Annotated in this window: 16 protein-coding genes; 6 read left to right on the top strand and 10 right to left on the bottom strand. The window is 71.8% G+C overall.

From position 1 onward, the window contains the following. On the top strand, nucleotides 1–918 hold a 918-nt coding region (locus LZ198_RS40615; RefSeq protein ID WP_253977552.1), incomplete at its 5' end, for a cyclic nucleotide-binding domain-containing protein. Nucleotides 919–1011: 93 nt separating this feature from the next. Here the strand turns inward: LZ198_RS40615 and LZ198_RS40610 are convergent. Next, entirely contained in the window at nucleotides 1012–2205 is a 1194-nt protein-coding gene (locus tag LZ198_RS40610; protein ID WP_253977551.1) for an OmpP1/FadL family transporter, read from the bottom strand. 30 nt (nucleotides 2206–2235) lie between these two features. After that, a complete protein-coding gene (locus LZ198_RS40605; protein WP_253977550.1) occupies nucleotides 2236–5100 on the bottom strand; it encodes a hypothetical protein in 2865 nt (954 codons plus the stop codon). Between the two features lie 201 nt (nucleotides 5101–5301). On the opposite strand from LZ198_RS40605, the gene LZ198_RS40600 reads away from it, so the two are divergent. Beyond that, a complete protein-coding gene (locus LZ198_RS40600; protein WP_253977549.1) occupies nucleotides 5302–5826 on the top strand; it encodes a hypothetical protein in 525 nt (174 codons plus the stop codon). On the opposite strand, the gene LZ198_RS40595 is transcribed toward LZ198_RS40600, so the two are convergent. Further along, a complete protein-coding gene (locus LZ198_RS40595; RefSeq protein WP_253977548.1) occupies nucleotides 5827–6645 on the bottom strand; it encodes an OmpA/MotB family protein in 819 nt (272 codons plus the stop codon). A 134-nt stretch (nucleotides 6646–6779) separates the two neighbouring features. After that, nucleotides 6780–8780 (bottom strand): patatin-like phospholipase family protein, encoded by a 2001-nt coding sequence (locus tag LZ198_RS40590; protein ID WP_253977547.1) that lies wholly within the window; start codon nucleotides 8778–8780, stop codon nucleotides 6780–6782. A 185-nt stretch (nucleotides 8781–8965) separates the two neighbouring features. Here LZ198_RS40590 and LZ198_RS40585 point away from each other — a divergent pair, with 185 nt between their 5' ends. Continuing rightward, nucleotides 8966–9274: a hypothetical protein gene (locus tag LZ198_RS40585; protein ID WP_253977554.1), complete on the top strand. Its 309-nt coding sequence runs from the start codon at nucleotides 8966–8968 to the stop codon at nucleotides 9272–9274. Nucleotides 9275–9464: 190 nt separating this feature from the next. Next, the gene (locus tag LZ198_RS40580) at nucleotides 9465–10151 is read left to right on the top strand and encodes a nucleotidyltransferase family protein (RefSeq protein WP_253977546.1); all 687 of its coding nucleotides are present in this window, start codon (nucleotides 9465–9467) and stop codon (nucleotides 10149–10151) included. A gap of 145 nt (nucleotides 10152–10296) precedes the next feature. Here LZ198_RS40580 and LZ198_RS40575 read toward each other — a convergent pair whose 3' ends face one another. Beyond that, complete coding sequence (locus tag LZ198_RS40575) at nucleotides 10297–11157, bottom strand: hypothetical protein (RefSeq protein ID WP_253977545.1); 861 nt, start codon at nucleotides 11155–11157, stop codon at nucleotides 10297–10299. 268 nt (nucleotides 11158–11425) lie between these two features. Here LZ198_RS40575 and LZ198_RS40570 point away from each other — a divergent pair, with 268 nt between their 5' ends. Then, the gene (locus tag LZ198_RS40570) at nucleotides 11426–11830 is read left to right on the top strand and encodes a response regulator (RefSeq protein WP_253977544.1); all 405 of its coding nucleotides are present in this window, start codon (nucleotides 11426–11428) and stop codon (nucleotides 11828–11830) included. Here the strand turns inward: LZ198_RS40570 and LZ198_RS40565 are convergent. The 3 genes from LZ198_RS40565 to LZ198_RS40555 form a co-directional block, all read right to left on the bottom strand. Continuing rightward, the gene (locus LZ198_RS40565; RefSeq protein WP_253977543.1) at nucleotides 11824–12705 is read right to left on the bottom strand and encodes a hypothetical protein; all 882 of its coding nucleotides are present in this window, start codon (nucleotides 12703–12705) and stop codon (nucleotides 11824–11826) included. The two genes, LZ198_RS40570 and LZ198_RS40565, sit on opposite strands and share 7 nt — an antisense overlap. Before the next feature lie 176 nt (nucleotides 12706–12881). Next, nucleotides 12882–14363 carry a hypothetical protein gene (locus LZ198_RS40560; RefSeq protein ID WP_253977542.1) on the bottom strand — a complete coding sequence of 494 codons (1482 nt, stop codon included), beginning with the start codon at nucleotides 14361–14363 and terminating at the stop codon, nucleotides 12882–12884. A gap of 175 nt (nucleotides 14364–14538) precedes the next feature. After that, the gene (locus LZ198_RS40555) at nucleotides 14539–14922 is read right to left on the bottom strand and encodes a hypothetical protein (RefSeq protein WP_253977541.1); all 384 of its coding nucleotides are present in this window, start codon (nucleotides 14920–14922) and stop codon (nucleotides 14539–14541) included. 176 nt (nucleotides 14923–15098) lie between these two features. Here LZ198_RS40555 and LZ198_RS40550 point away from each other — a divergent pair, with 176 nt between their 5' ends. Next, the gene (locus tag LZ198_RS40550; protein WP_253977540.1) at nucleotides 15099–15947 is read left to right on the top strand and encodes an HAD family hydrolase; all 849 of its coding nucleotides are present in this window, start codon (nucleotides 15099–15101) and stop codon (nucleotides 15945–15947) included. Between the two features lie 120 nt (nucleotides 15948–16067). Here LZ198_RS40550 and atpA read toward each other — a convergent pair whose 3' ends face one another. Then, nucleotides 16068–17615 carry a F0F1 ATP synthase subunit alpha gene (gene atpA, locus LZ198_RS40545; RefSeq protein WP_253977539.1) on the bottom strand — a complete coding sequence of 516 codons (1548 nt, stop codon included), beginning with the start codon at nucleotides 17613–17615 and terminating at the stop codon, nucleotides 16068–16070. Nucleotides 17616–17802: 187 nt separating this feature from the next. Further along, nucleotides 17803–19275, bottom strand: a complete 1473-nt coding sequence (locus LZ198_RS40540) for a PAS domain-containing sensor histidine kinase (RefSeq protein WP_253977538.1) — start codon at nucleotides 19273–19275, stop codon at nucleotides 17803–17805. Nucleotides 19276–19339: the final 64 nt, after the last annotated feature.

Raw genomic sequence — 19339 nt, 5'->3', positions numbered from 1 at the left:
GCGGACGCGGCGGCGGCGGCGCTGCACGAACAGGCGGACGCGTTGCTGCCGGCCGCGGAGGCGTGGCTGCGCGCCGGGGAGCGCGCCCGCGCGGCGGCGGCGTTCGAGCGGGCCGGCGCGCTGGAGCGGGCGCTGGAGCTGTACCAGGCGCTCGACGCGCGCGAGTCCATGGCCCAATGCCTCACACGCCTGCAGCGGCCGCTGGAGGCCGCGGATGTCTATCATTCCCTGGGCAACGCCCACGCGGAGCTGGAGGCGCTGCGCGGCGTGGGGCCCGAGCATCCCCGGCGCCGCGAGGCGGTGCTGCGCATGTGCGCGCTGCTCGACGAGCAGGGCGAGTCCTGGCGCGCGCTGGTGCTGCTGGCGGACGCGCGCCAGGAGTCGGGCGGGGCGCGCGAGGACGAGGTGCTGGAGGCGGAGCACCTGCGCCTGTTGCGGCGTCTGGGATTGGGCGTGGAGAGCGCGCCGGCGCCCGAGCGCGCCGCGCCGCAGTCGGACGGCTACGAGTACCTCAAGGCCATCCCCATCTTCGGGGAGCTGGCGCTGGAGGACATGAAGGACCTGTTCCGCATGGCGCAGCAGGTGCTCGTCCCGGCGGGGACGACGGTGCTGGAGAAGGGCGCGCGCGGCCTGGGCCTGCTCGTGCTGCTGGAGGGCTCGGTGGAGGTCTTCAGCGGGCCGGGGCCGGAGGCGCGGCGGCTCAACACGCTGGGGCCCGGCGCGTGGCTGGGCGAAATCTCCCTGCTGCTGGACGGCCCCGCCTCCGCGCTCGTGCGCACGAGCACGGCGGTGCGTGGCCTGCGGGTGACGCGCGCCGACTTCCAGCACTACCTGGACACGCACGAGCACGCCGCCCTGCGCATCTACAAGCTGTTCACCTACAACCTGGCCGAGCGCGTGCGCGCCCTCAGCGACTGAAGCGGCCCGCGCGCGCGGGAGGCCTGGAACGACGACGCCCGGGCCTCCTGGTGGAGACCCGGGCGACGGGGAGTCCGGTGAGGTGCCGGACGATTACATGCCGTAGCCGAGCGTCACGCCGAGCACGTGGGCGGAGCCGTTGTACGTGCCGCTGATGCCCGGCGCGTAGCTCTCCTTGTCGGCCAGGCTGACGAACTGGTAGCCCAGGTCGGCGCGCAGGCCCTGCCACTTGTAGCCCAGGCCCGCGGACACGCCGAAGCGGTTCGCGTCCGGCAGGTCCGGCGTCAGCGTCCCGCCCGGCGTCGGGGCCGGGTCGAGGATGAAGCCCAGGCGCACCTGGAGGTCCGGCGTCACGCCGTACTCGGCGCCCAGGTGGTAGTTCCACTTGGCGTGCCAGCGCTTGGGCAGCGGGTTGTTGATGGCCGGGTTGTCCGGGAACTCGATGGCGAGCTCCTGGAAGCTGGACCAGTCGACCCAGTTGGCGTCGAAGGCGATGCGCAGGTTCTCCATCGGCGTCACGGAGATGCCGGCCGCCACCGTGGCGGGCAGCGTGACGTCACCCTGCACGCGCGTGTCCGGCAGGCGGGACAGGAACTCCGTGGGGACGTTCTGGAAGTCCGCGTCGCCCTTGAAGGTGAGGTCCGCGGCGCTGCGGTAGTGCAGGCCGAAGGTCACCACCTTGGGGAGGACGTCCACCTGCACGCCGACGTTGTAGCCCCAGCCCCAGGACGCGCCGCCCAGGTGCACGGTGCCCTCGGAGTCCACGAAGTTCAGCGCGCGCTTCAGCTCGAGCGTGCCCCGGTAGATGTTGAGGCCCGCGCCGAAGCGGAACCGCTCGTGGAGCTGGTACGCCACGGTGGGGTTGATGTTGTAGACGGCCAGCGCCGACTCCTCGGCGCGGAAGCGGCCGATGAAGCCGTCCTCCCAGCGGCTGCGCGCGCCGAAGGGCGTGTAGACGCCCACGCCGAACGCGGCCTTCTCCACCGGCTTGTAGACGAAGAACAGGTGCGGAGGAGGCGACAGCGTCGTCTTCTGGCCCTGCTCGGCGCCACCCACGGGCGTGAACTTGATGCCGGGCAGGATGCCGGTGTCGCCCACCTGCACGTCCAGCTTGTTCACGCCGAGGATGTTGGCGGCGTTGGAGTAGATGGCGGACGAGTCGTCCAGCCACGCGGCCGCCGCGTTGCCCATGCCCGTGGAGCGGGCGCTCTGGGTGTTGATCTGGAAGCCCGCGGCCTGGGTGGTACCGGCGGCAAGCAGTGTGACGAGGGACAGTGTCTTCTTCATGGAAATAGGTCCTCTCTTGCCGATCATCCGCTACGGCTGCGGGGCGACGCCCGTGTTGAAGAACTCGATGATCTGACCCTGCGCCTGGTCGCGCACGGCCTTGAGGGTCGCGTTGCCCGGGTCGGACGAGTCGACGACGAGCATGAACGGGTGACGCGCCTGCGCGGGCAGGAAGGGCAGGTCGAACAGGTACGACTGCACCGTCTTGGTGCTGTCGCGGTTGGCGGAGGCGATGAGCGGCTCCGTCACGGCGTTCGGGATGACCTGGTCACCGGTGATGTACTGGATGAACGCCTTGCGGCCTTCGGGCGCGGACGGCGCGTTCGCCAGGAACCAGCCGTAGTTGCGGGGCGCGGCGGGGTCCAGGATGGTGCGCGCCAGGACGATGAACTCATCGAAGGCGGGCGTGCCGGAGACGCGGCCCTGGGCCTCGAGGGTGTCCAGGAAGCCGTTGCGCTGGGGCGCGAAGGCGGGGCCCAGGAGCAGCGTGTCCACCAGGTCGCCGCCCGGGACGTTCAGCGCGACGTTGCGGACGCGGGTGTTGACGGACGCGACCATGGTGCCGTGGAAGCTGCCCAGGCTCTGGCCCACGTAGTCCACCGTGGCGGCGTTGAGCGTGCCCGCGGAGGCCCCGGACAGGCGCGTCTGGAGGCCGTCGCTGGCCAGCATGCGGGTGAGCTGCGCGATGTCCACCACGGAGTGGCGGAAGTTGTCGCGCGTGGCGAACAGGTTGGTGAGGTTGAGGTAGTTCCAGCCGGAGATGAGCGGCACGCCGGAGGCGCTGCGCTTGAAGTCACCGCCCTCGCACTTGCCGGAGGGCAGGCACACGCCCTGGTTCGCGGCGCGGCAGGTCTCGTCGCCCGGGGTGGCGGCCGTGGGACGCGGGTCGCAGTCCAGCGCGGCGGTCGCGGACACGCAGCGGCCGAAGGTGGCGCTGTTGGGCGTCACGTCGCAGGTGGACGGCGCGTTGCAGGCCTCGTCCGGGGAGTCGAGCGTGCTGCCCAGGCCGGCCAGCGGGTTGAGCCCGGCGCAGCTGGCGCGGTCACCGTGGAAGGCGGCGTCGATGGCGGCCACCGCGTAGCCCGCGCGGTTGTAGTTGTTGACCATGGACAGCACCGCGGTGCGGTTGCTGGTCAGGCCGTGGCCGAAGACCACCACCTTGTAGCCGCCGGCGGGGGCCGCGGTGGAGGGCAGGAACAGCCAGAACGGGACGTGGTCCGCGTGCGCGGTGCGCGCGGGGTTGAGCGCGCCCTGCACGTCGTCCAGCAGGAAGGGCGAGTAGTAGGTGCCCACGAAGGCGCGACCCACGGAGGAGTTGTCCAGGCTCGAGGCGGCCATGGCGCCCTTGAGCTGCGGCGTCTGGTCCTGGAGGAAGATGGGGTCGGCCGGCACGGCGTTGGGGGCCGCGTTGAGCTGCTCCAGCACGGAGCGGGTGCTCTGCGTGGTGAAGACCCAGGCGAGGACGATGTCCTTGCGCGCGATGCCCTTGGCGGCCAGCGCGTCGAACACGGGCTTCATGCCCGCGCGGACCGGCTCCAGGGCGGCGGCGTTGGCGTCCGGAACGGCGGAGACCTGGCTCTTGCCGTTGACGGCCAGCGTCGAGCTCAGGCGGATGAGGGCCTGGGCGGCGGGGGTCGCCACGGTGCGGCCCGTGGTGTCCTTGATGCCCTTGAGCATCACCACCGCGTACTGGCTGCCGCCGTCGAGCGGGACCTCGGGGACGATCTGCAGCTGCTCGGGCGCGGGGTTCGCGGGGCTGCCGTCACGCTTGGTGCTGGAGGCACAGTTGAGGCAGACCTTGTACTTGGGCGTGGTGCCGCCCGGCGTCAGCTTGATGAGCAGGACGCTCTTGCCGGCGACCAGCGTGTTCGGGTCCAGCTTGGAGCCGGTGTCGATGGCGCCGAGCCCCGCGTTGTTCTCCGAGATGATGGGCGCCGTGGTGGACCAGCCGTCCAGCGTGTTGAGGCCCGCGATGAGCTGGCCGCTGGTGGTGGACGGGTCCGCGCCGGGCAGGTTCAGCTTGCCGTTGGCGCGCAGCAGGTCGTTGGGGAAGGGGATGGCGAGCGTGGGGGACGTCACGTCCGGGTTGAACGTGGCCTCCGGCTGGTTCACGACGGAGAACGTCCACGCCAGGACGATGTCCTCGCGCGCGACGCCGAACTTGGCGACGGCCGCGTCCAGCAGGGGCGCGTAGGCGCGGCGCACCTGCTCCAGGCGCAGCGCGCTGTTCGTCTGGTCCGCCAGGCGCTCGGCCGGGTCGGTCTTGACGGAGGGGATGAGCTCCGTGGCGGTGCTGCAGGTCGGGTCCGTCAGGTCCTCGCACGTGACGAGCGAGTTCTTGGAGCTGGCGAAGCCCCAGGTGGCCGAGCCGATGATGCCCTTGCCCTTGGTCGTCTTCGGGCCCTTCTCACCGCCGATGATGAACACGGCGTAGCGGCCACCCTTGGGCCAGCCGCCGTTGGCGTTGAGGGTGATCTGGTTCGTCTCCTCGCGGTAGCCGATCACCGGCGTCACGGGCTTCGCCAGCGGCGTGCCTTCGTAGACGTCGAGGAACTTCACCGTCTCCGCGGTCACCGTGGCGGGGTTGAGCCCCTTCACCGTGGTGGCGGCCGTGGCCGTCGTCGGGAAGCCGTTGAGGCTGTTGAGGTAGTCCTTCGTGAACTCCTGCTCGGCGGCGGGCGTGGCGGGGTTGACCGGCGCGGCCACCTGCTTCGTTCCATCCGGCAGCGTCACGATGGCCAGGTCGTTGGGCGACGGCACCACGGCCGGGGACGCAGACGGGTCGAACTCCGCGACGACGAGGTCATCCGCGCTCGGCGCCGCGTCCTGCGCGATGTCGGGCTCACACGCTACGGTGCCCAGGGCCAGGGCCCCGAGGAACAACGCCTTTCTCATGGGTACAACCCCCTCCGAGTCCAGGTTTGGACTTCAGGACTAGGTAACTGTTTCGTGGCGTACCACGTCCAAGGGTTGGCTCAAAGCCATCCGACTTGACGCGTCGTGTCACCATTCACGCGCATGGATGGGGCGTATGCGCGAGTGCACCGCATGTCTTTGACACGCTGCGCCGGGGGCATTCACCGTTACGCTGCGAGGATGAACCGACTGCTGGGTGTGCTGGTGATGTGCGTGGCGATGGCGGCGTCCGCGGAGGAGGCGGGCGGGCTGACGTGGACGGCGCCGACGGAGTGGGCGGCGCAGGGCGAGCGACCGATGCGCGCGGCGACGTACAAGGTGCCTGCGGCGAAGGGGGACACGGAGGGCGCGGAGCTGGCGGTGTTCTACTTCGGGCAGGGGCAGGGCGGCGCGGTGGACGCGAACGTGAAGCGCTGGCTGGGCCAGTTCCAGACGGCGGACGGCAAGCCGGTGGACAAGGCCGCGAAGACGAAGGCGGAGAAGCTCGGCGGCCTGCCCGTCACCACGGTGGACGTGAAGGGGACGTACACGGGCGGCGGGCCGATGATGGGCCCGTCCACGCCCAAGCCCGGCTACCGGCTCCTGGGCGCCATCGTCGAGGGCCCCGAGGGCGCGGTCTTCTTCAAGCTGACGGGCCCGGAGAAGACCGTGGCGGCCTCGGAGAAGTCGTTCCGCAAGCTGCTGGAGTCGGTGAAGAAGAAGTAGCTAGCGGCTGTCGCGGGCCGTCCTCACGGCGGCGGTCTTCTTCGCCGTGAGGTCGGGGATGAGCAGCACCTCGATGCGCCGGTTGCGCGCGCGGCCCTGCGGGGTGGCGTTGGCGGAGATGGGCCGCGTCTCCCCGTAGCCGGCGGCGATCATCCGCCGCGCGGGGACGTTGCCCTGCTCCTGGAGGAAGCGCACCACGTTGACGGCGCGCGCCACGGACAGCTCCCAGTTGGTGGGGAAGGTGGACTGCAGCTTCTGCGACGGGGGCGAGTCGTCCGTGTGGCCCGACACCTGGATGGACTTGTCGTCCACCTTGGCGAGCACGCCGCCCAGCCGCTTGAGGACCTCCTGGCCGCGCTTGCTGATGCTCGCGTCGCCGGAGTCGAAGAGCACCTTGTCCACCAGGTCCACCTGGATGCGGCCCTGGGCCTGGGACAGCTTGATGGCGCCCTCGGCGATCTCCGCCTTCATCTTGTCCTGCAGGTCGTCGTAGGTGGCCTTGAGCTTGGCCAGCTCCGCCTCCTGCTCCTGCACGGTCTGGCTGAGCTGATCCTTCTCCGTGCTCAGCTGCTCCTTCTCCGTCGTCAGCCGCGCGCGCTCGGTCTCCAGCGCGGCGAGCTTCTCCGCCAGCTGCTGCCTCGCGGCGTCCGCGTCCCGCGCGCGCGCCTGGGCCTCGTCCGCCGCCTTGCGCGCCTCCTCCGCCTGCGCCTGCGCCTGCGTCGACCCCCGGTGCGCGAGGAACAGCACGCCACCCGCCAGCAACACCACCAACGCCGTCACCAGCCACGGCACCCAGGGCCGCCCGTTCTCCGCGCTCATCTCAAGACCTCTCAGGAGGGATGAAGGCGGACCACGCTAGCGACAGCGCCCGGGTGCGCCTCAAGGCGCCCCGGGTGTGTCGAGGTATCTGCGTGTGCAACGTTGCAACCGGGGCGCACGCCCCGCACCGCGCGTCAGAAGGGGAACCAGGAGGGACGCACGCTGCGCACGTCGCTGAGCGCGTGGGACAGCTGCGCGGGCATGTCGTGGAACGTCTGGTTGTCCAGCCAGATGGATTCGATCTTCTCGCGGCCCAGCTTCACCTCGTGGCGCTTGCCGTTGGCCGCGGTGGCGACGACGGTGTCCCCGCCGTTGTACGTCACCTGGAACTTCTCGCCCCAGATGTCCACCGGCACGTCGAACTTCATGTTCGCGGGGACCTTGGTGGTGAGGTTGGTGCCGCGCGAGCCGGGCTTCTGCATGTCGTCGAGGAACTCGCGCAGGAAGTCCTGCGTCACCTGACGCGTCTGCTTGTCCAGCGTGGGGTCCACCTTGGCGTCGTAGCCGAAGCCGAGCACGCTGTTGGACTGCTTGGGATTGTCCAGGTTCCAGGTGGGCAGCGCGAGCATGTACTGGTTGGCGCCCGGCTGGGTCTTGTCGCGCCAGTCCTGCGCCTCCGTGGCGTTCTCGAACAGCATGGACAGGCCGTTGAAGCCGTTCCAGACCACGTCGTCCGTGTCGAGCTGGCCCTTGGGGAGCTGCTTGGGCTGGGCCTGGCCGTGGGACGGGTGCGCGCCGCCGCGGGTGTAGAGCGACGCGCCGATCTGCGGCAGGTCGTTCTTCGCGTAGCCCATGGGCAGGTTGTCGAGCGTGCCGCCGTCGACCAGGTGCAGCTGGCGGCCGGTGACGGGGTCCACCATCTGCACCGGCTCGAAGACGCCGGGGATGGCCATGGACGCGCGCATGGCGAGCGCCACGGGCGTGTCCGGCGTCGTCTCCTGGCTGAAGACGAAGATGCGGTCCTTGTTGTTCTTGAAGCCCTCGGGCCCCAGCGCGGAGTCGTAGGCCTTGGCGGCCACCAGCTGCAGGGGCACCTTCAGGTCCGCGAAGGTGACGGGCCGGTCCTTGATGCCGGTCAGCTCGCGCAGCTTCTGGTCGAAGAGGTCGTACGCGGCCTGGCCGTTGAGGATGCCGCCGTCCTTCATGTCCAGGTCGAAGTCGTACAGCTGGCCCAGGCGCGGGTCCTTGGCCACGTCTTCGATCTGCTGCGGCGTGGCGCCCGTGGCGGCGAACGCGGCGGCGATGGAGCCGGCGGACGTGCCCGACAGGCTCACCGGCACCACGCCCAGCTCGCGCATCTCCGCGAACATGGCCGCGTAGCGCTTGCCCTTGCCGCCGCCGCCCTCCAGGCTCATGTGCACGCCCAGGGGCTCACCGCCCTGCACCGGCATGCCCGCCTCCGCGCGCTTCTGGGCCACGGACGCGGTGTACGCGGCGGCCTTCTTCGCGTCGCCGCCGGAGACCAGGTCCAGGGCGGAAGGGGGCTTGGTCACCGGCGTGTTCGTGGGGAACTTGCTGGCGGTGATGCTGCCGTTGGGGACCTCCTTCGCCATGAACTGCGGGTCCACCCACAGCGAGCCGGGCCGGGGCGCGGTGGTCCGGGTGTAGCCGGTGGTCTGCTTCAGCTCGCCCTCCGCCTTCTCCAGCGCGGCCTTCACCTGCGCGTAGCGCGGGTGGGTGGCGGGCAGCATGTCCAGCTGCGCCGCCAGCGAACGGACCTGACCCAGCGTGTCACGGAAGGACTGGGTCTGCTCGACGAGCTGCTTGCCCTGCTTGTCGTCGATCTTCGGCGGGAGGACGCGCTCGAGCACCTTGCGCAGGTCGCCCAGGTCGACCTGGAGCAGCTTGTCGAGCGGAATCTGGAGGGGCTTGCCGGTGAGGGTGATGCCGCCCCACTTGCCGCCGGTGCCGGCCAGCTGCGGCAGGCCCAGCTTGCCCAGGTCCGGCAGCTTCGCCTCGAAGCCGTCCACCACCTGGTCCAGCTTCTGGTCCACCTTGCGCGCGACGTTCTGGAGCCCCTCCCCCAGGCGGGCGAGCAGGTTGCCCTGGGGCGCCTCCGCCTTGCGCTGCGGCGGGGTCTCCACGGCGCGCTTGGGGGTGGCAGTCGTGGTCGAGGGCAGGGACTTGATGCTCATCGAGATGGCTCCGCGGAGGGGACGCGACGACGAGGGTGGGGCACGTCCCGGGGATTATCGGCGGATCTCCCGCCCGGGTTGTGTCGGCGCGCGAGATTGCCGCATGCCGCGGCTCGGCAAGGGCCTTGCTACGGGGTGGATCATCGGCGCGCTGGCGCCAGGACTTCCGGAGGAAATCCGTGACGATGTGCAGCAGCCCCGACTTCGAGACCCTCGTCGCCCGCGCGGTGACGCTCTTCCCCGAGGACACCGTGCTCTCCGCGCTCCAGGTGATGCAGCGTCATGGAGCACACGTGCTGTCAGTGGTGGACGGCCGGGACGGAGCGTGGTTGGGCGAGGTGTCCGAGGACGAGCTGTGTCGGCTGTCGCGTTTCGCGCCGCTGGCGCGGTTGGCTGAAATTCTGACCGTCCGCGTGCTGGTGGAGGCGGAAGAAACGACGGGGAGCTCGCGAGCCCCCCTGCTGTCCGCGCCCGCGTCGCATTGGCTGCACTGAGCCGGGACGGGCGGGCGGGAAGCACGTGGAGGCGAGCGGTGGTTCGCCGCGGCGCGGCGAAGCGTGAAGTGACGGCGCGGGGGCTCGCACCGAGGGGCGGGCTCAAAAATCCCTCGCGCAGGCCACAGCCTGTTGTCGGTGGACCCGGGCCTGCGGACATCGATTCCCCGGGGGATGGAGGAGGCTTGGTATGAAGGCAGTGGCGATCATCCTCGCATCGGGCGAGGCCCGGCGGATGGCCCACCCCAAGGCGCTCATCCTGCACGAAGGCGACAAGAGCTTCCTTCAGTCGCTGGCGTCGACCTTCGGCAAGGCGAACAGTCAGGTGCTGGGTGTGGTGGGCAAGGACTCGGAGGCGGTGCGCGAGCAGCACCCGGGGCTGGACCTGGTGGAGGCGGAGCGCTGGCGTGACAGCCAGATGGCCTCCGTGAAGGTGGGGCTCGACGCGGCGATGGAGGCCGGGGCGGACGTGGTGCTGCTGCACCCGGTGGACATGCCGGCCTTGCGCGCGACGACGGTGAAGTCGCTCCTCAAGTTGATGAGCGACTCCGACGAGGTGCTGCGTCCGGAGTTCGACGGCGCGCCGGGCTGGCCGGTGATGCTGTCGCGCGCCGCGGTGGAGAAGCTGCGCGGCGCGGACATGGAGCAACTGGAGGCGGCGCTGAAGGGCATGCGCGTGCGCCGGGTGCCCATGAAGGACCCGGGTGTCATCGTGAACATCAACACGCCGGACACCTACGAGCGGCTGTTCGGCACGCAGCCGAAGCTGGCGCCGCCGCCCAAGCGTCGCGGCGGCAAGCGCGGTGGCCTCACCACCGTGGCGGACATGAGCGGCGGGGGCTCGTCTGCGCCCATGGCCGCCGCGTCCGACGAGTGAGGTCCGGGGCCGGGGCTCCTCTCTTCCCGAAGGGAGGGAGCGGCTCCGGCCCGTCGTGTCCGGCCCGGCAGCGGGCCGGTGCAAGGGGCGCGGGCGGTGAGCCCGTCGCCCCGTTCGTGTTCTTCCGCGCGGCGGGCTTCCGGCCTCAGAACGTGAGGCCCAGGCCCAGGTAGGGCCCGGCGAAGGTGTCCTCGTGCTCGACGCCGTCCAGGTGCCCCGCGTCGCCGAAGTACAGCATGCGCCAGCCGCCGCGCAGGTTGAGGTCACCCAGGTGCGCGGCGAGCCCCGCCTGCGCGTCCACCTGGCGCTGCGGGAAGGGCGTGACGGTCATGCGCGCCTCGATGTCCATGGGCGAGCGGCCGATGCAGGCCTCCAACGACGCGCCGAAGCTGGGCCCCACGAAGATGATGCCGGGCAGGTGCGCGCTCGCCAGGCCGGCCTCCACGCGCAGGCGGCCGTAGCGGCTGGCCCACAAGGCCGCCGTCGCGCGGGCGCTGAGCACCGTGAGCCGGTCCAGCCGCTCGGGGTCCGCGTCCTCCCGCAGCGTCAGGCCGCTGATGCGCGCGTCCACGCCCAGGCGCCGGCCCTCCATGGCCATGAAGAGGCCCAGGCCGCCGCCCTGGCGCGGCAGGTCCCCTTGCACGCCCACGCGGACGAGGAGCGGCACCGGGCCGTAGCGCGAGCGCCCCATCCGCGAGGACGCGTGCAGCCCCGTCTCGGGCTTGCTGGTGGCGCTGGCCCCCGCGGTGACGGTGGGGCCGCGGCGCGCCCGGCGGGGGCGGCGGCGGCGGGGCGCGTCCCGCTTCCGCTCCAGGTCGTCGTCCTCCGTCGTCTCCTGGGCGACGAACGGCGCGGAAGGCGCGGTGGATGGGGGGGGCCGCGCGGTGTCCTCGGTGGGAGGGGGCGGTGGGAGGGCGCGCCTGCCGAAGCGGGCCTCGGCGGGGGCGGAGCCCCACAGGAGGCTCGCGGCGAGCGCGGAGCCCAACAGGGACTTCGTTGACGGCAAGGTCCTACTCCTCTTCCACGGAGGGCACGACGGGGGAGCGACATTGAAGGGCTCCACTCCGTGGGCGGCCATGGCCCCCTGGGCGGGCGGCGGCGTTGGCCGGCGTGGGCTGTACGAACGTCGTCAGCCCGAGGTGCTACGTGGACCGTGCACATCCGCCCGCCGCGGACAGGCGGATGCTCATGGCCCGACACTGCCGGGCCGCGCGCGGCGCGGACCCGTGCGAGCAGGCGAGGGAGGCACTACGGTGGCGGACGTGACCCACTCGGTGATTCAGCCAACCGTCCTGCTCGTGGAGGAGGACCCGGACGTCCGAGGGGCCATGGCGGAGGCGCTCCAGGACGAGGGCTACGAGGTGGCCATGGCCATCAACGGCCACGAGGGCCTGCGCGTGCTGCGCGCCCTGGAGACGCCGTGCCTCGTCCTGGTGGACCTGGAGCTGGCGCGCGTGGGCGGCCGGGCGATGCTGGAGGCGCTGGGGAAGGAGGCGTGCTTCGAGGGCTCGCGGGTGGTGGGGATGGATGCCCACCCGGGGGCGCGTCCGCCGGGCGTGGTGGCCCTGGTGCGCAAGCCGGTGCGGCTCGAGGACCTGCTGACCGTGGCGCGCGAGCACTGCCCGCGCGAGGCGCCCGTTGCGTCGGGCGCTTCGCGCCCGGTCCGCGTCCGTCAGTAGGTGAGGCCCAGGCCCACGAAGGGGCCGTGGAAGCTGTCGCGGTGCACGATGCCGTCGCCGGACTGGCCCGCGTCGTCGAGCAGCAGGCCGCGGTAGCCGCCGCGCAGCACCACCGCGCCCAGGTGCAGCGCCAGCGCGGCGCTCGAGTCCACCTGGCGGTAGGGGAAGGGCGTCACCTGCGCGCGGGCCTCGAAGTCCAGCGGGCCCACGAGGCAGGCCTCCATGGACACCCCCAGGCTCATGCCCACGAAGGAGACGTCCGGCGCCTTGGCGGTGCTCACGCCCGCCTCGGCGCGCACCCGCACCCGCTCCAGGGAGACGAAGGCCCACGTCAGGTGCGCCTCCAGGAGGGTGATGTCGTCGGTGTCGTCGGAGCCGTCGTCCGCGTCCACGGCGATGCCCGTGGCGCGCAGGTCCAGGCCGATGCGGCGGCCCTCCAGCCCGAGGAACAGGTCGCCCGCGCCGCCCTCGTTGATGGGGCCCGCCTGGAAGCCCACGCGGAAGGACAGGGGCGCGGCGTGGCGCTCCTGGCGGAGCTCGCCCCGGTAGCCCGGCTCCGTCAGCGACAGCCGGTGGTTGCCGCCGCCGAAGAGGAAGGCGAAGAAGGCGATGCTGTTCACCACGTGCTCGGCGTCGTCGCTGGCGTGGCTCACGTTGGAGCGGCGACGGCGGCGGGGCCGGTCATCCCGGTCGTCGTCCCGGTCATCGTCGTCGTCGCCAATCGCCGAGGCCTCGTGCTCGTCCTTGCCGGAGTCGTTGCCCTGGCTCGAGTCGTTCGGGCGGGCGCGCTTGCCGAAGCGGGCCTCGGCGGGCGTGGCGCCCAGCACGAGCCCCAGCACGAGCGCGACACTCAGGATGGAACGAAAGGGGGACACGGTGGACTCCTCGGCGGCGGCGGGAACGAGCCAGCACGAGTCCCGACGGCTCCCCGCCTGCTTTATTCATACACCCAGGGTGTATGAATCGTCGCCTCCCCCTCGGCCGGGAGTGGGGCGCCCGGCGGGGGCCCGGGAGGTGTGGACGGACCCTCCCGGGCGGCCGAGGGCCGTGGCTACTTCTTGCCGCAGAGCGAGGGCATCTTCTGGCAGAGCAGGGCCACGCACTCGCTGGAGGAGCGGGGCTCACAGCCCTTCTTGCAGATGGGCGGATTGACGCTGTAGTCGCACTTCACCCCGCAGGACTGGCGGTCGCCGCCCGGCAGCGCGTCGCAGGCGCTGTTGAGGAAGGTGGTGATGGGGGCGGGCTGGCTCCGTCCGTCGCCGTCCGTGCAGCCCTCGAAGTCGCCGTCGCCCTGGACCTGGGGGCCGTCGTTGACGCGGCAGCGGGGCGCGAGGCTGCTGCGGCTGCCCGACTCGCAGGGGCCCACGGTGCGGGCGAGGCAGCCATGGGCCTCGTCGCGGCCGACGACGGCGTTGGCGCAGATGCGCGCCTCGAGGTGCACGTCGCCCGCCACCCAGTCCTTGCCGAAGCACGCGTGCACGTCCGTGTAGGGGAAGCCGCTGAAGCCGGGCTTGCTCAGCATGGGCTGGAAGGTGTCCTGGTTGAGGGTCACCTCGACGTTGAGCCCCTTCGGGTCGAACATGTTCCCGAAGAAGGCGCCCTCGCGGAAGGTGAAGGCGCCGAAGGCCGCGGACGGGAAGCGGCCGCTCGTCACCGCGGGCCGCATCCACGTCCCCGGCAGCGCCGCGCGGTCATACGCGGCGGACATGAGGCTGTACTGGCCGCTCTCCGGGCACTTGAAGGTGGCCGCGGGCGCGGTGCCGCCGCACCGGTCCTGGTCCGACATGGCGAGGGCCGTGCGCGCGGTGCAGCCCCAGGGGTCCTCGCACACGCGCAGCACGCGGCGGCCGGAGCTGGTGCCGATGGTGCCGGTGCAGGTGTCCGGGAAGGGCCCGCCGGTCCCCACCGTCACCACCAGGCCCGGCGTGCACGCCCCCACGCCCTCGCCCACCCAGCCGCACTCGGGGCGCACGCCGGTGCCGCCCTTGTCGCAGGGCAGGAACAGGGGGCTCCACGCCTTCGGGTCGCCGGAGGGGTTGAAGCGCAGCGGCTCGTTCGGGTCCTCGCCGCGCATGGAGATCTCCACCACGGTGCCGTAGGCGTTGTTGCGCGCCAGCAGGCACGCCGTCACGTAGCCCAGGCACTGGGAGGTGGGGGCGCCCGTGGCCCACTCGGGGCACAGGTTCGCCTCGCCCGTGAAGACGTGCAGCTCGCCCGCGCGGCTCTTCCATTCGATGACGTCCTGGGGGCCCAGCGCGCAGCCCATCAGGTAGTGCATGACGCTGCGGGCGGCCGGGTCCTCCAGCTGGTTCTTGAGCGTCGGCTCGCGGGCGAACACGTCCGTGGTGAGCGGCAGCCTGTTGAGCGACTCGAGCGCGCGCGAGTTGGTGGTGAGCGCGTTGAAGGCCAGGTCCGCGGTGGACAGCGAGTTGAGGATGCGGATGCCGGGCTCGGCGTGGGCGGTGGACACGGAGCCGAGCGCGGCCAGGCCCACCAGCAGGTACCGGCGGGCACGAAGGAGGATGGAAGCCATGCGGAAGTCACCTCTCGCGAAGAAGACGCGAGGGCGCAGGTAGCACGAGGCGGGCCGGCGCATGCAGCCGCGTCCTTTCGCGGGGTTCCACGCCCGGGGCGCGCGCGGACTGTTGCCCCCGGGTCCACAGCCCCGGGTGGGGTGTGGACGGGGAGACCACGTGGGCGCGGGGCCCTCAGCGGCGGCCGGACTTCTTGCCCCGGGCGGCCTTGCCGACGGCGCGAGGGGCGGGCTCCGGCGCCACCAGGGTGGCGGCTCCGTCGGTGATGGCGCACGCGGTGGTGGCGGTGAGGGCGGCCTGCTGGGCCTCCTGGTGCTGCTGCTCGAGCACCCGCAGGCGCCGGGCCATGGCCTCCCTCAGGGCCTGGAGCTCGGCGACCCGGGCCTCGGACTCGGCCGCCTCCCGCTCGAGCTGTTCGCCTCGCTCCACCAGCGCCGACACGGAGCGCGAGCCCGCCCAGGCTCCCGTCCCGCCGAGCACCATCGCTCCGGCGAGCAGGCCCCAGGGCAGCCACGCGCGGCGCGGGGGCGCCGACTCGTCCTGCTGCGTCGCTTCCATGTGGCCTGGGAGGCTAGCGAGCCCCCACCTGTAGGCTTCAAGGTGGCGCGCCTGCGACCTGGATTTACAGGCAAGCCTCAAGTTTACAGGCCCGAAACCGTGTCACGGGCTTGATTCGGAGGCGCGGCCGGGGCGTCATCGCCCCCCTTTCTCGAACTCAGGGAGTCGGTGGGCTGATGGCGATTGCTTGCGTGGTGCTGGACTTCGACGGGACCTTCACGGACGTGGCCGCGGAGAGCGCGCCCTTTTCGTTGCACTTCCGTGACGGGCTGGCCCAGGCGCTGGGGCAGCGGGTGGAGCAGGTCTGGGAGGAGGAAGTCGCGGCGCTGTACGCGGGGGCGGACCTGTTGGGGTGGAACCTGGGGGGCAAGGTGGTGGCCCCGGCCACGGCGGACCCGTACCTGACGGCGACGACGGCGGCCCACCGCATCATCCAGCGGCTGGGCCTGTACCCGGACGAGGCCCAGCGTTCGGAGGTGGTGCAGCGGCTGTACCGCGAGGCCTACGTCCACTCCGCCACGGCCTTCAAGCCGGAGGCGAAGGAGGTGCTGGAGGCGCTGCTGGCCACGGGCCTCCCGGTGACGGTGGTCACCAACGCGCACACCGACCTGGTGGAGAAGAAGCTCGACACGCTGGCGCCCAGGGGGCGTGAGCGGCTGAAGGTGTCCGGCGACGCGCGCAAGTTCCTGCTGGACGCGCCGGACGCGCCGGACGCGCGCTTCGACGCGGTGCCGGAGACGCAGACGCTGGACGGCGTGCTGCGCCGGCCCATCTACCTGCGCCGGGGCCGCTACTTCGAGGCGCTCAAGCGCATCTGGGACACCACCGGCACGCGGCCGGACCAGACGCTGGTGGCCGGCGACATCTTCGAGCTGGACCTGGCGATGCCCGCGGCGCTGGGCGCGCACGTGCAACTGGTGGCCCGCGCCAACGTGCTGCCCTACGAGCTGAAGGCCATCGAGTTGCTGGGGCCACGCGGTGGCGTGGACCGCAGCCTGCACGCGGTGGTGTCGCGCCTGCGCTGAACGAAGACGGTGCCTGGGCGCCCGCTCCACCGTGGGCGCCCCGGAAACACGAAGCCCCGCGTCCCAGGGAGGGAGCGCGGGGCTCGGTGAGGCGGGCCGCGAGGGGCCTGCCGGAGGCGACTAGACCTTCGCGCCCGGCGTGGGCTGGAAGACCTCGTTGAACTCGCTGATGGCCTTGTTCAGCGCGGCCTTGATGTCGTTGGTGAGCTCGCGCTTGGAGGCGATGTCCTTCGCGACGCTCGGGTGCTTCGCGTTGGCGAACTCGAGGAACTCACGCATCCAGCGCACCACGTCGGTGACCGGGATGTCGCGAATCCAGCCGCGCTTCTTGGCGTCGTCGCGGTTGGTGGCGGCGTAGATCTGCATGACCTGCTGCTCGACGGGCAGCGGCTCGTACTGGCCCTGCTTGAGCAGCTCCACCATGCGGGCGCCGCGGGCCAGGGTCTCCTGGGTGGCCTTGTCGAGGTCGGAGCCGAACTGGGCGAAGGCGGCGAGCTCGCGGTACTGGGCGAGGTCGAGCTTCATCGAGCCGGCCACCTGCTTCATGGCCTTGATCTGCGCGGCGGAACCGACGCGGGACACGGACAGACCGACGTTGATGGCCGGGCGGACGCCGGAGAAGAACAGGTCCGTCTCGAGGAAGATCTGCCCGTCGGTGATGGAGATGACGTTCGTCGGGATGTAGGCGGACACGTCGCCGGCCTGCGTCTCGATGATGGGCAGCGCGGTGAGGGAGCCCGCGCCCTCCTCGTCCGACAGCTTGGCGGCGCGCTCCAGCAGGCGGCTGTGCACGTAGAACACGTCACCGGGGTACGCCTCGCGGCCCGGCGGGCGGCGCAGCAGCAGCGAAAGCTGGCGGTACGCGACGGCCTGCTTGGAGAGGTCGTCGTAGATGATGAGGGCGTGCATCTTGTTGTCGCGGAAGTACTCGCCCATGGCCACGCCGGCGTACGGCGCGAAGAACTGCATCGGCGCCGGGTCGGAGGCGTTCGCCGCGACCACCGTGGTGTACTCCATGGCGCCGTAGCGGTTGAGCTTCTCCACGACCTGCGCCACCGTCGACTGCTTCTGGCCGATGGCGACGTAGATGCAGTAAACGTTCAGGCCCTTCTGGTTGATGATGGTGTCGATGGCGACGGCGGTCTTGCCCGTCTGGCGGTCACCGATGATGAGCTCGCGCTGACCACGACCCACCGGCACCAGCGCGTCCAGCGCCTTGATGCCCGTCTGCAGCGGCTCGTGCACGCTCTTGCGCTTCACGATGCCGGGCGCCTTCACCTCCAGGCGGCGCGTCTCCGTCGCCTGGATGGCGCCCTTGCCGTCCAGCGGCAGGCCGAGCGGATCCACCACGCGGCCCAGCAGGCCCTTGCCCACCGGCACGGAGGCGATCTGCTGGGTGCGCTTGACGGTGTCGCCCTCGCGGATGGCCTGGAAGTCGCCCATGATGGCGACGCCGACGTTGTCCTCCTCGAGGTTGAGTACCAGGCCCTTCACGCCGTTGGTGAACTCCACCAGCTCACCGGCCTGCACGCCCTCGAGGCCGTAGATGCGCGCGATACCGTCGCCGACGGACAGCACGGTGCCCGTCTCCGCGACGGTGACCTTCTTGCCGTAGTCCTTGATCTGCTCCCGGATGATTCTGCTGATCTCGTCGGCGCGGATTTCCATGGGCGTTTTGCGTCCTCGAACAGGGGGCGGGCCGGGTCGGTTCGGGTCCGCCAAAGCTTAGAAGTCGGGGCCCCTTACCACGCACCCCCACCCACTGCAATGCGCTCGACATCCGGGGCTCCCAGGGGATTATCAACCCGGTAAGCCGGGTCGCTCACACACCCCTCCACCGAGGCGGCGCCGCCCCCTAGCGGGAGGCCGCGGAGGCCTCGCGGGGCAGCCAGACGACGAAGCGGGTTCCGCCCTGGGAGGATTCCACGGTGAGCCGGCCCCCATGGGCCTGGGCGACCTGGCGGGCGAGGAACAGGCCCAGGCCCAGGCCCTCGGAGCAGGCGGGGCGGCCCCGGCGGAAGGGCTCGAAGAGGCTGGCGTGCTCCTGCGCCGGCACGCTCAGCGCCTCGCTGTCGACGGACAGGTGGACGCCTCCCACGGCGCCGCCCAGCCGGACGACGACGGGGCTGGTCTCCGGGGTGTGCTGGAGCACGCTGCCCAGCAGGGCGTCCGCCAGCTGGGCCAGCCGGCCGCCGTCCCACTGGCCCCGCAGGTCGCCCCGGGCCTCCAGGTGGAGGGGGCGGGTGGGGTGGGCCTGGCGGCGCTCCTCGACCACGCGGCGCACCACCTCGTCCAGGAGCGCCGGCTCCGGCCGCACCGGCAGCCCGCCGGAGAGCCGGGCCCGGGTGAAGTCCAGGAGCTCGTGGATCATCCGCTCCATGCGCCGGGCCGCGTGCGCCACGTGGCCCACCAGCCGCTCGTGGGGCTCCGCCATGCCGCCCAGCCGCTGCAGGGCGCCGGTGCCCCGCTGGATGGTCTCCAGCGGCGAGCGCAGGTCCTGGTCCACCACGCCCAGGAGCTGCTCCCGGAAGCGCTCCGTGTGCGCGGCGCGCTCCTCCGCCGCCTTGCGCCCGCGGATGTCCCAGATGGCCGCCAGCCGCACCTGGCGCCCGTCGTACGGCACGTAGCGCGCCAGCACCTCCAGGGGGATGCGCTGGCCGTCGCGGCGCAGGCAGATGACCTCGTACGGCGTCTCCACCCCGCGCTCCACCGCGGACATGACGGCGGGGCGGAACTCCGGGGCCACCCACTCGATGAGGTGGTGGCCGATCAACTCCTGGGGGGAGTCGTGGCCCAGCAGGCTCGCCAGCCCGCGGTTGGCGTCCAGCACCAGGCCGTTCTCGTGGAGGAAGTGCCCGTCACAGGCCACGTCCGCGAGGCTGCGCATGTGCGTCTCGCGCTCCTGCAGCCGCCGCTCGCTCCGCACGCGCTCCGTCTCGTCCCGCACCCAGAGCACCAGCCCCGCCAGCACCCCGGCCTGGTGCGCCGGCGCGAGCCCCAGCCGCAGGTGCCGGACGTCCAGCCCCGGGGTCGTCACCGCCGTCTCGCCCACGTCCTCGCCGGACAGGGCCCGCGACAGCAGGGGCCCGAGCGTGCCGGCCACTTGCGGCCACGCCTCCACGATGGGGCGGCCCAGGTGCGCGCGGGGCTCCAGCCCGGCCAGCGTCACCAGCGCGCCATTCACCCAGACCGAGCGCAGCTCCCGGTCCAACAGGGCGATGCCACAACCCGACGCGTTGAGGAGCGCGCCCAGGAAGGGCCACGCCTCCTCGGGCGCGGTCGCATGGGGCGCGATGCCAGCCAGACGGAGGAACGAAGACTGCGGCATGCTCAGGTCGCCCGATGGACGCGGACATGTTCCCGCGCGACCTGAGTATAGCGCTGCTCCAGGG

Origin of the sequence: Myxococcus dinghuensis (genome assembly GCF_024198235.1) — a bacterium.
GTDB classification, from domain to species: domain Bacteria; phylum Myxococcota; class Myxococcia; order Myxococcales; family Myxococcaceae; genus Myxococcus; species Myxococcus dinghuensis.
Note: the sequence above shows the minus strand (reverse complement) of the source record. Positions and strands in the feature narration are given on the sequence as shown.

Excerpts from the sequence above, each read along its gene's own strand:
- LZ198_RS40540 (WP_253977538.1), bottom strand. The coding sequence starts at position 19,275 with ATGCCGCAGTCTTCGTTCCTCCGTCTGGCTGGCATCGCGCCCCATGCG.
- LZ198_RS40555 (WP_253977541.1), bottom strand. The coding sequence starts at position 14,922 with ATGGAAGCGACGCAGCAGGACGAGTCGGCGCCCCCGCGCCGCGCGTGG.
- LZ198_RS40605 (WP_253977550.1), bottom strand. The coding sequence starts at position 5,100 with ATGAGAAAGGCGTTGTTCCTCGGGGCCCTGGCCCTGGGCACCGTAGCG.
- LZ198_RS40550 (WP_253977540.1), top strand. The coding sequence starts at position 15,099 with ATGGCGATTGCTTGCGTGGTGCTGGACTTCGACGGGACCTTCACGGAC.
- LZ198_RS40585 (WP_253977554.1), top strand. The coding sequence starts at position 8,966 with ATGTGCAGCAGCCCCGACTTCGAGACCCTCGTCGCCCGCGCGGTGACG.
- LZ198_RS40610 (WP_253977551.1), bottom strand. The coding sequence starts at position 2,205 with ATGAAGAAGACACTGTCCCTCGTCACACTGCTTGCCGCCGGTACCACC.
- LZ198_RS40600 (WP_253977549.1), top strand. The coding sequence starts at position 5,302 with ATGAACCGACTGCTGGGTGTGCTGGTGATGTGCGTGGCGATGGCGGCG.
- LZ198_RS40590 (WP_253977547.1), bottom strand. The coding sequence starts at position 8,780 with ATGAGCATCAAGTCCCTGCCCTCGACCACGACTGCCACCCCCAAGCGC.
- atpA (WP_253977539.1), bottom strand. The coding sequence starts at position 17,615 with ATGGAAATCCGCGCCGACGAGATCAGCAGAATCATCCGGGAGCAGATC.
- LZ198_RS40595 (WP_253977548.1), bottom strand. The coding sequence starts at position 6,645 with ATGAGCGCGGAGAACGGGCGGCCCTGGGTGCCGTGGCTGGTGACGGCG.
- LZ198_RS40560 (WP_253977542.1), bottom strand. The coding sequence starts at position 14,363 with ATGGCTTCCATCCTCCTTCGTGCCCGCCGGTACCTGCTGGTGGGCCTG.
- LZ198_RS40580 (WP_253977546.1), top strand. The coding sequence starts at position 9,465 with ATGAAGGCAGTGGCGATCATCCTCGCATCGGGCGAGGCCCGGCGGATG.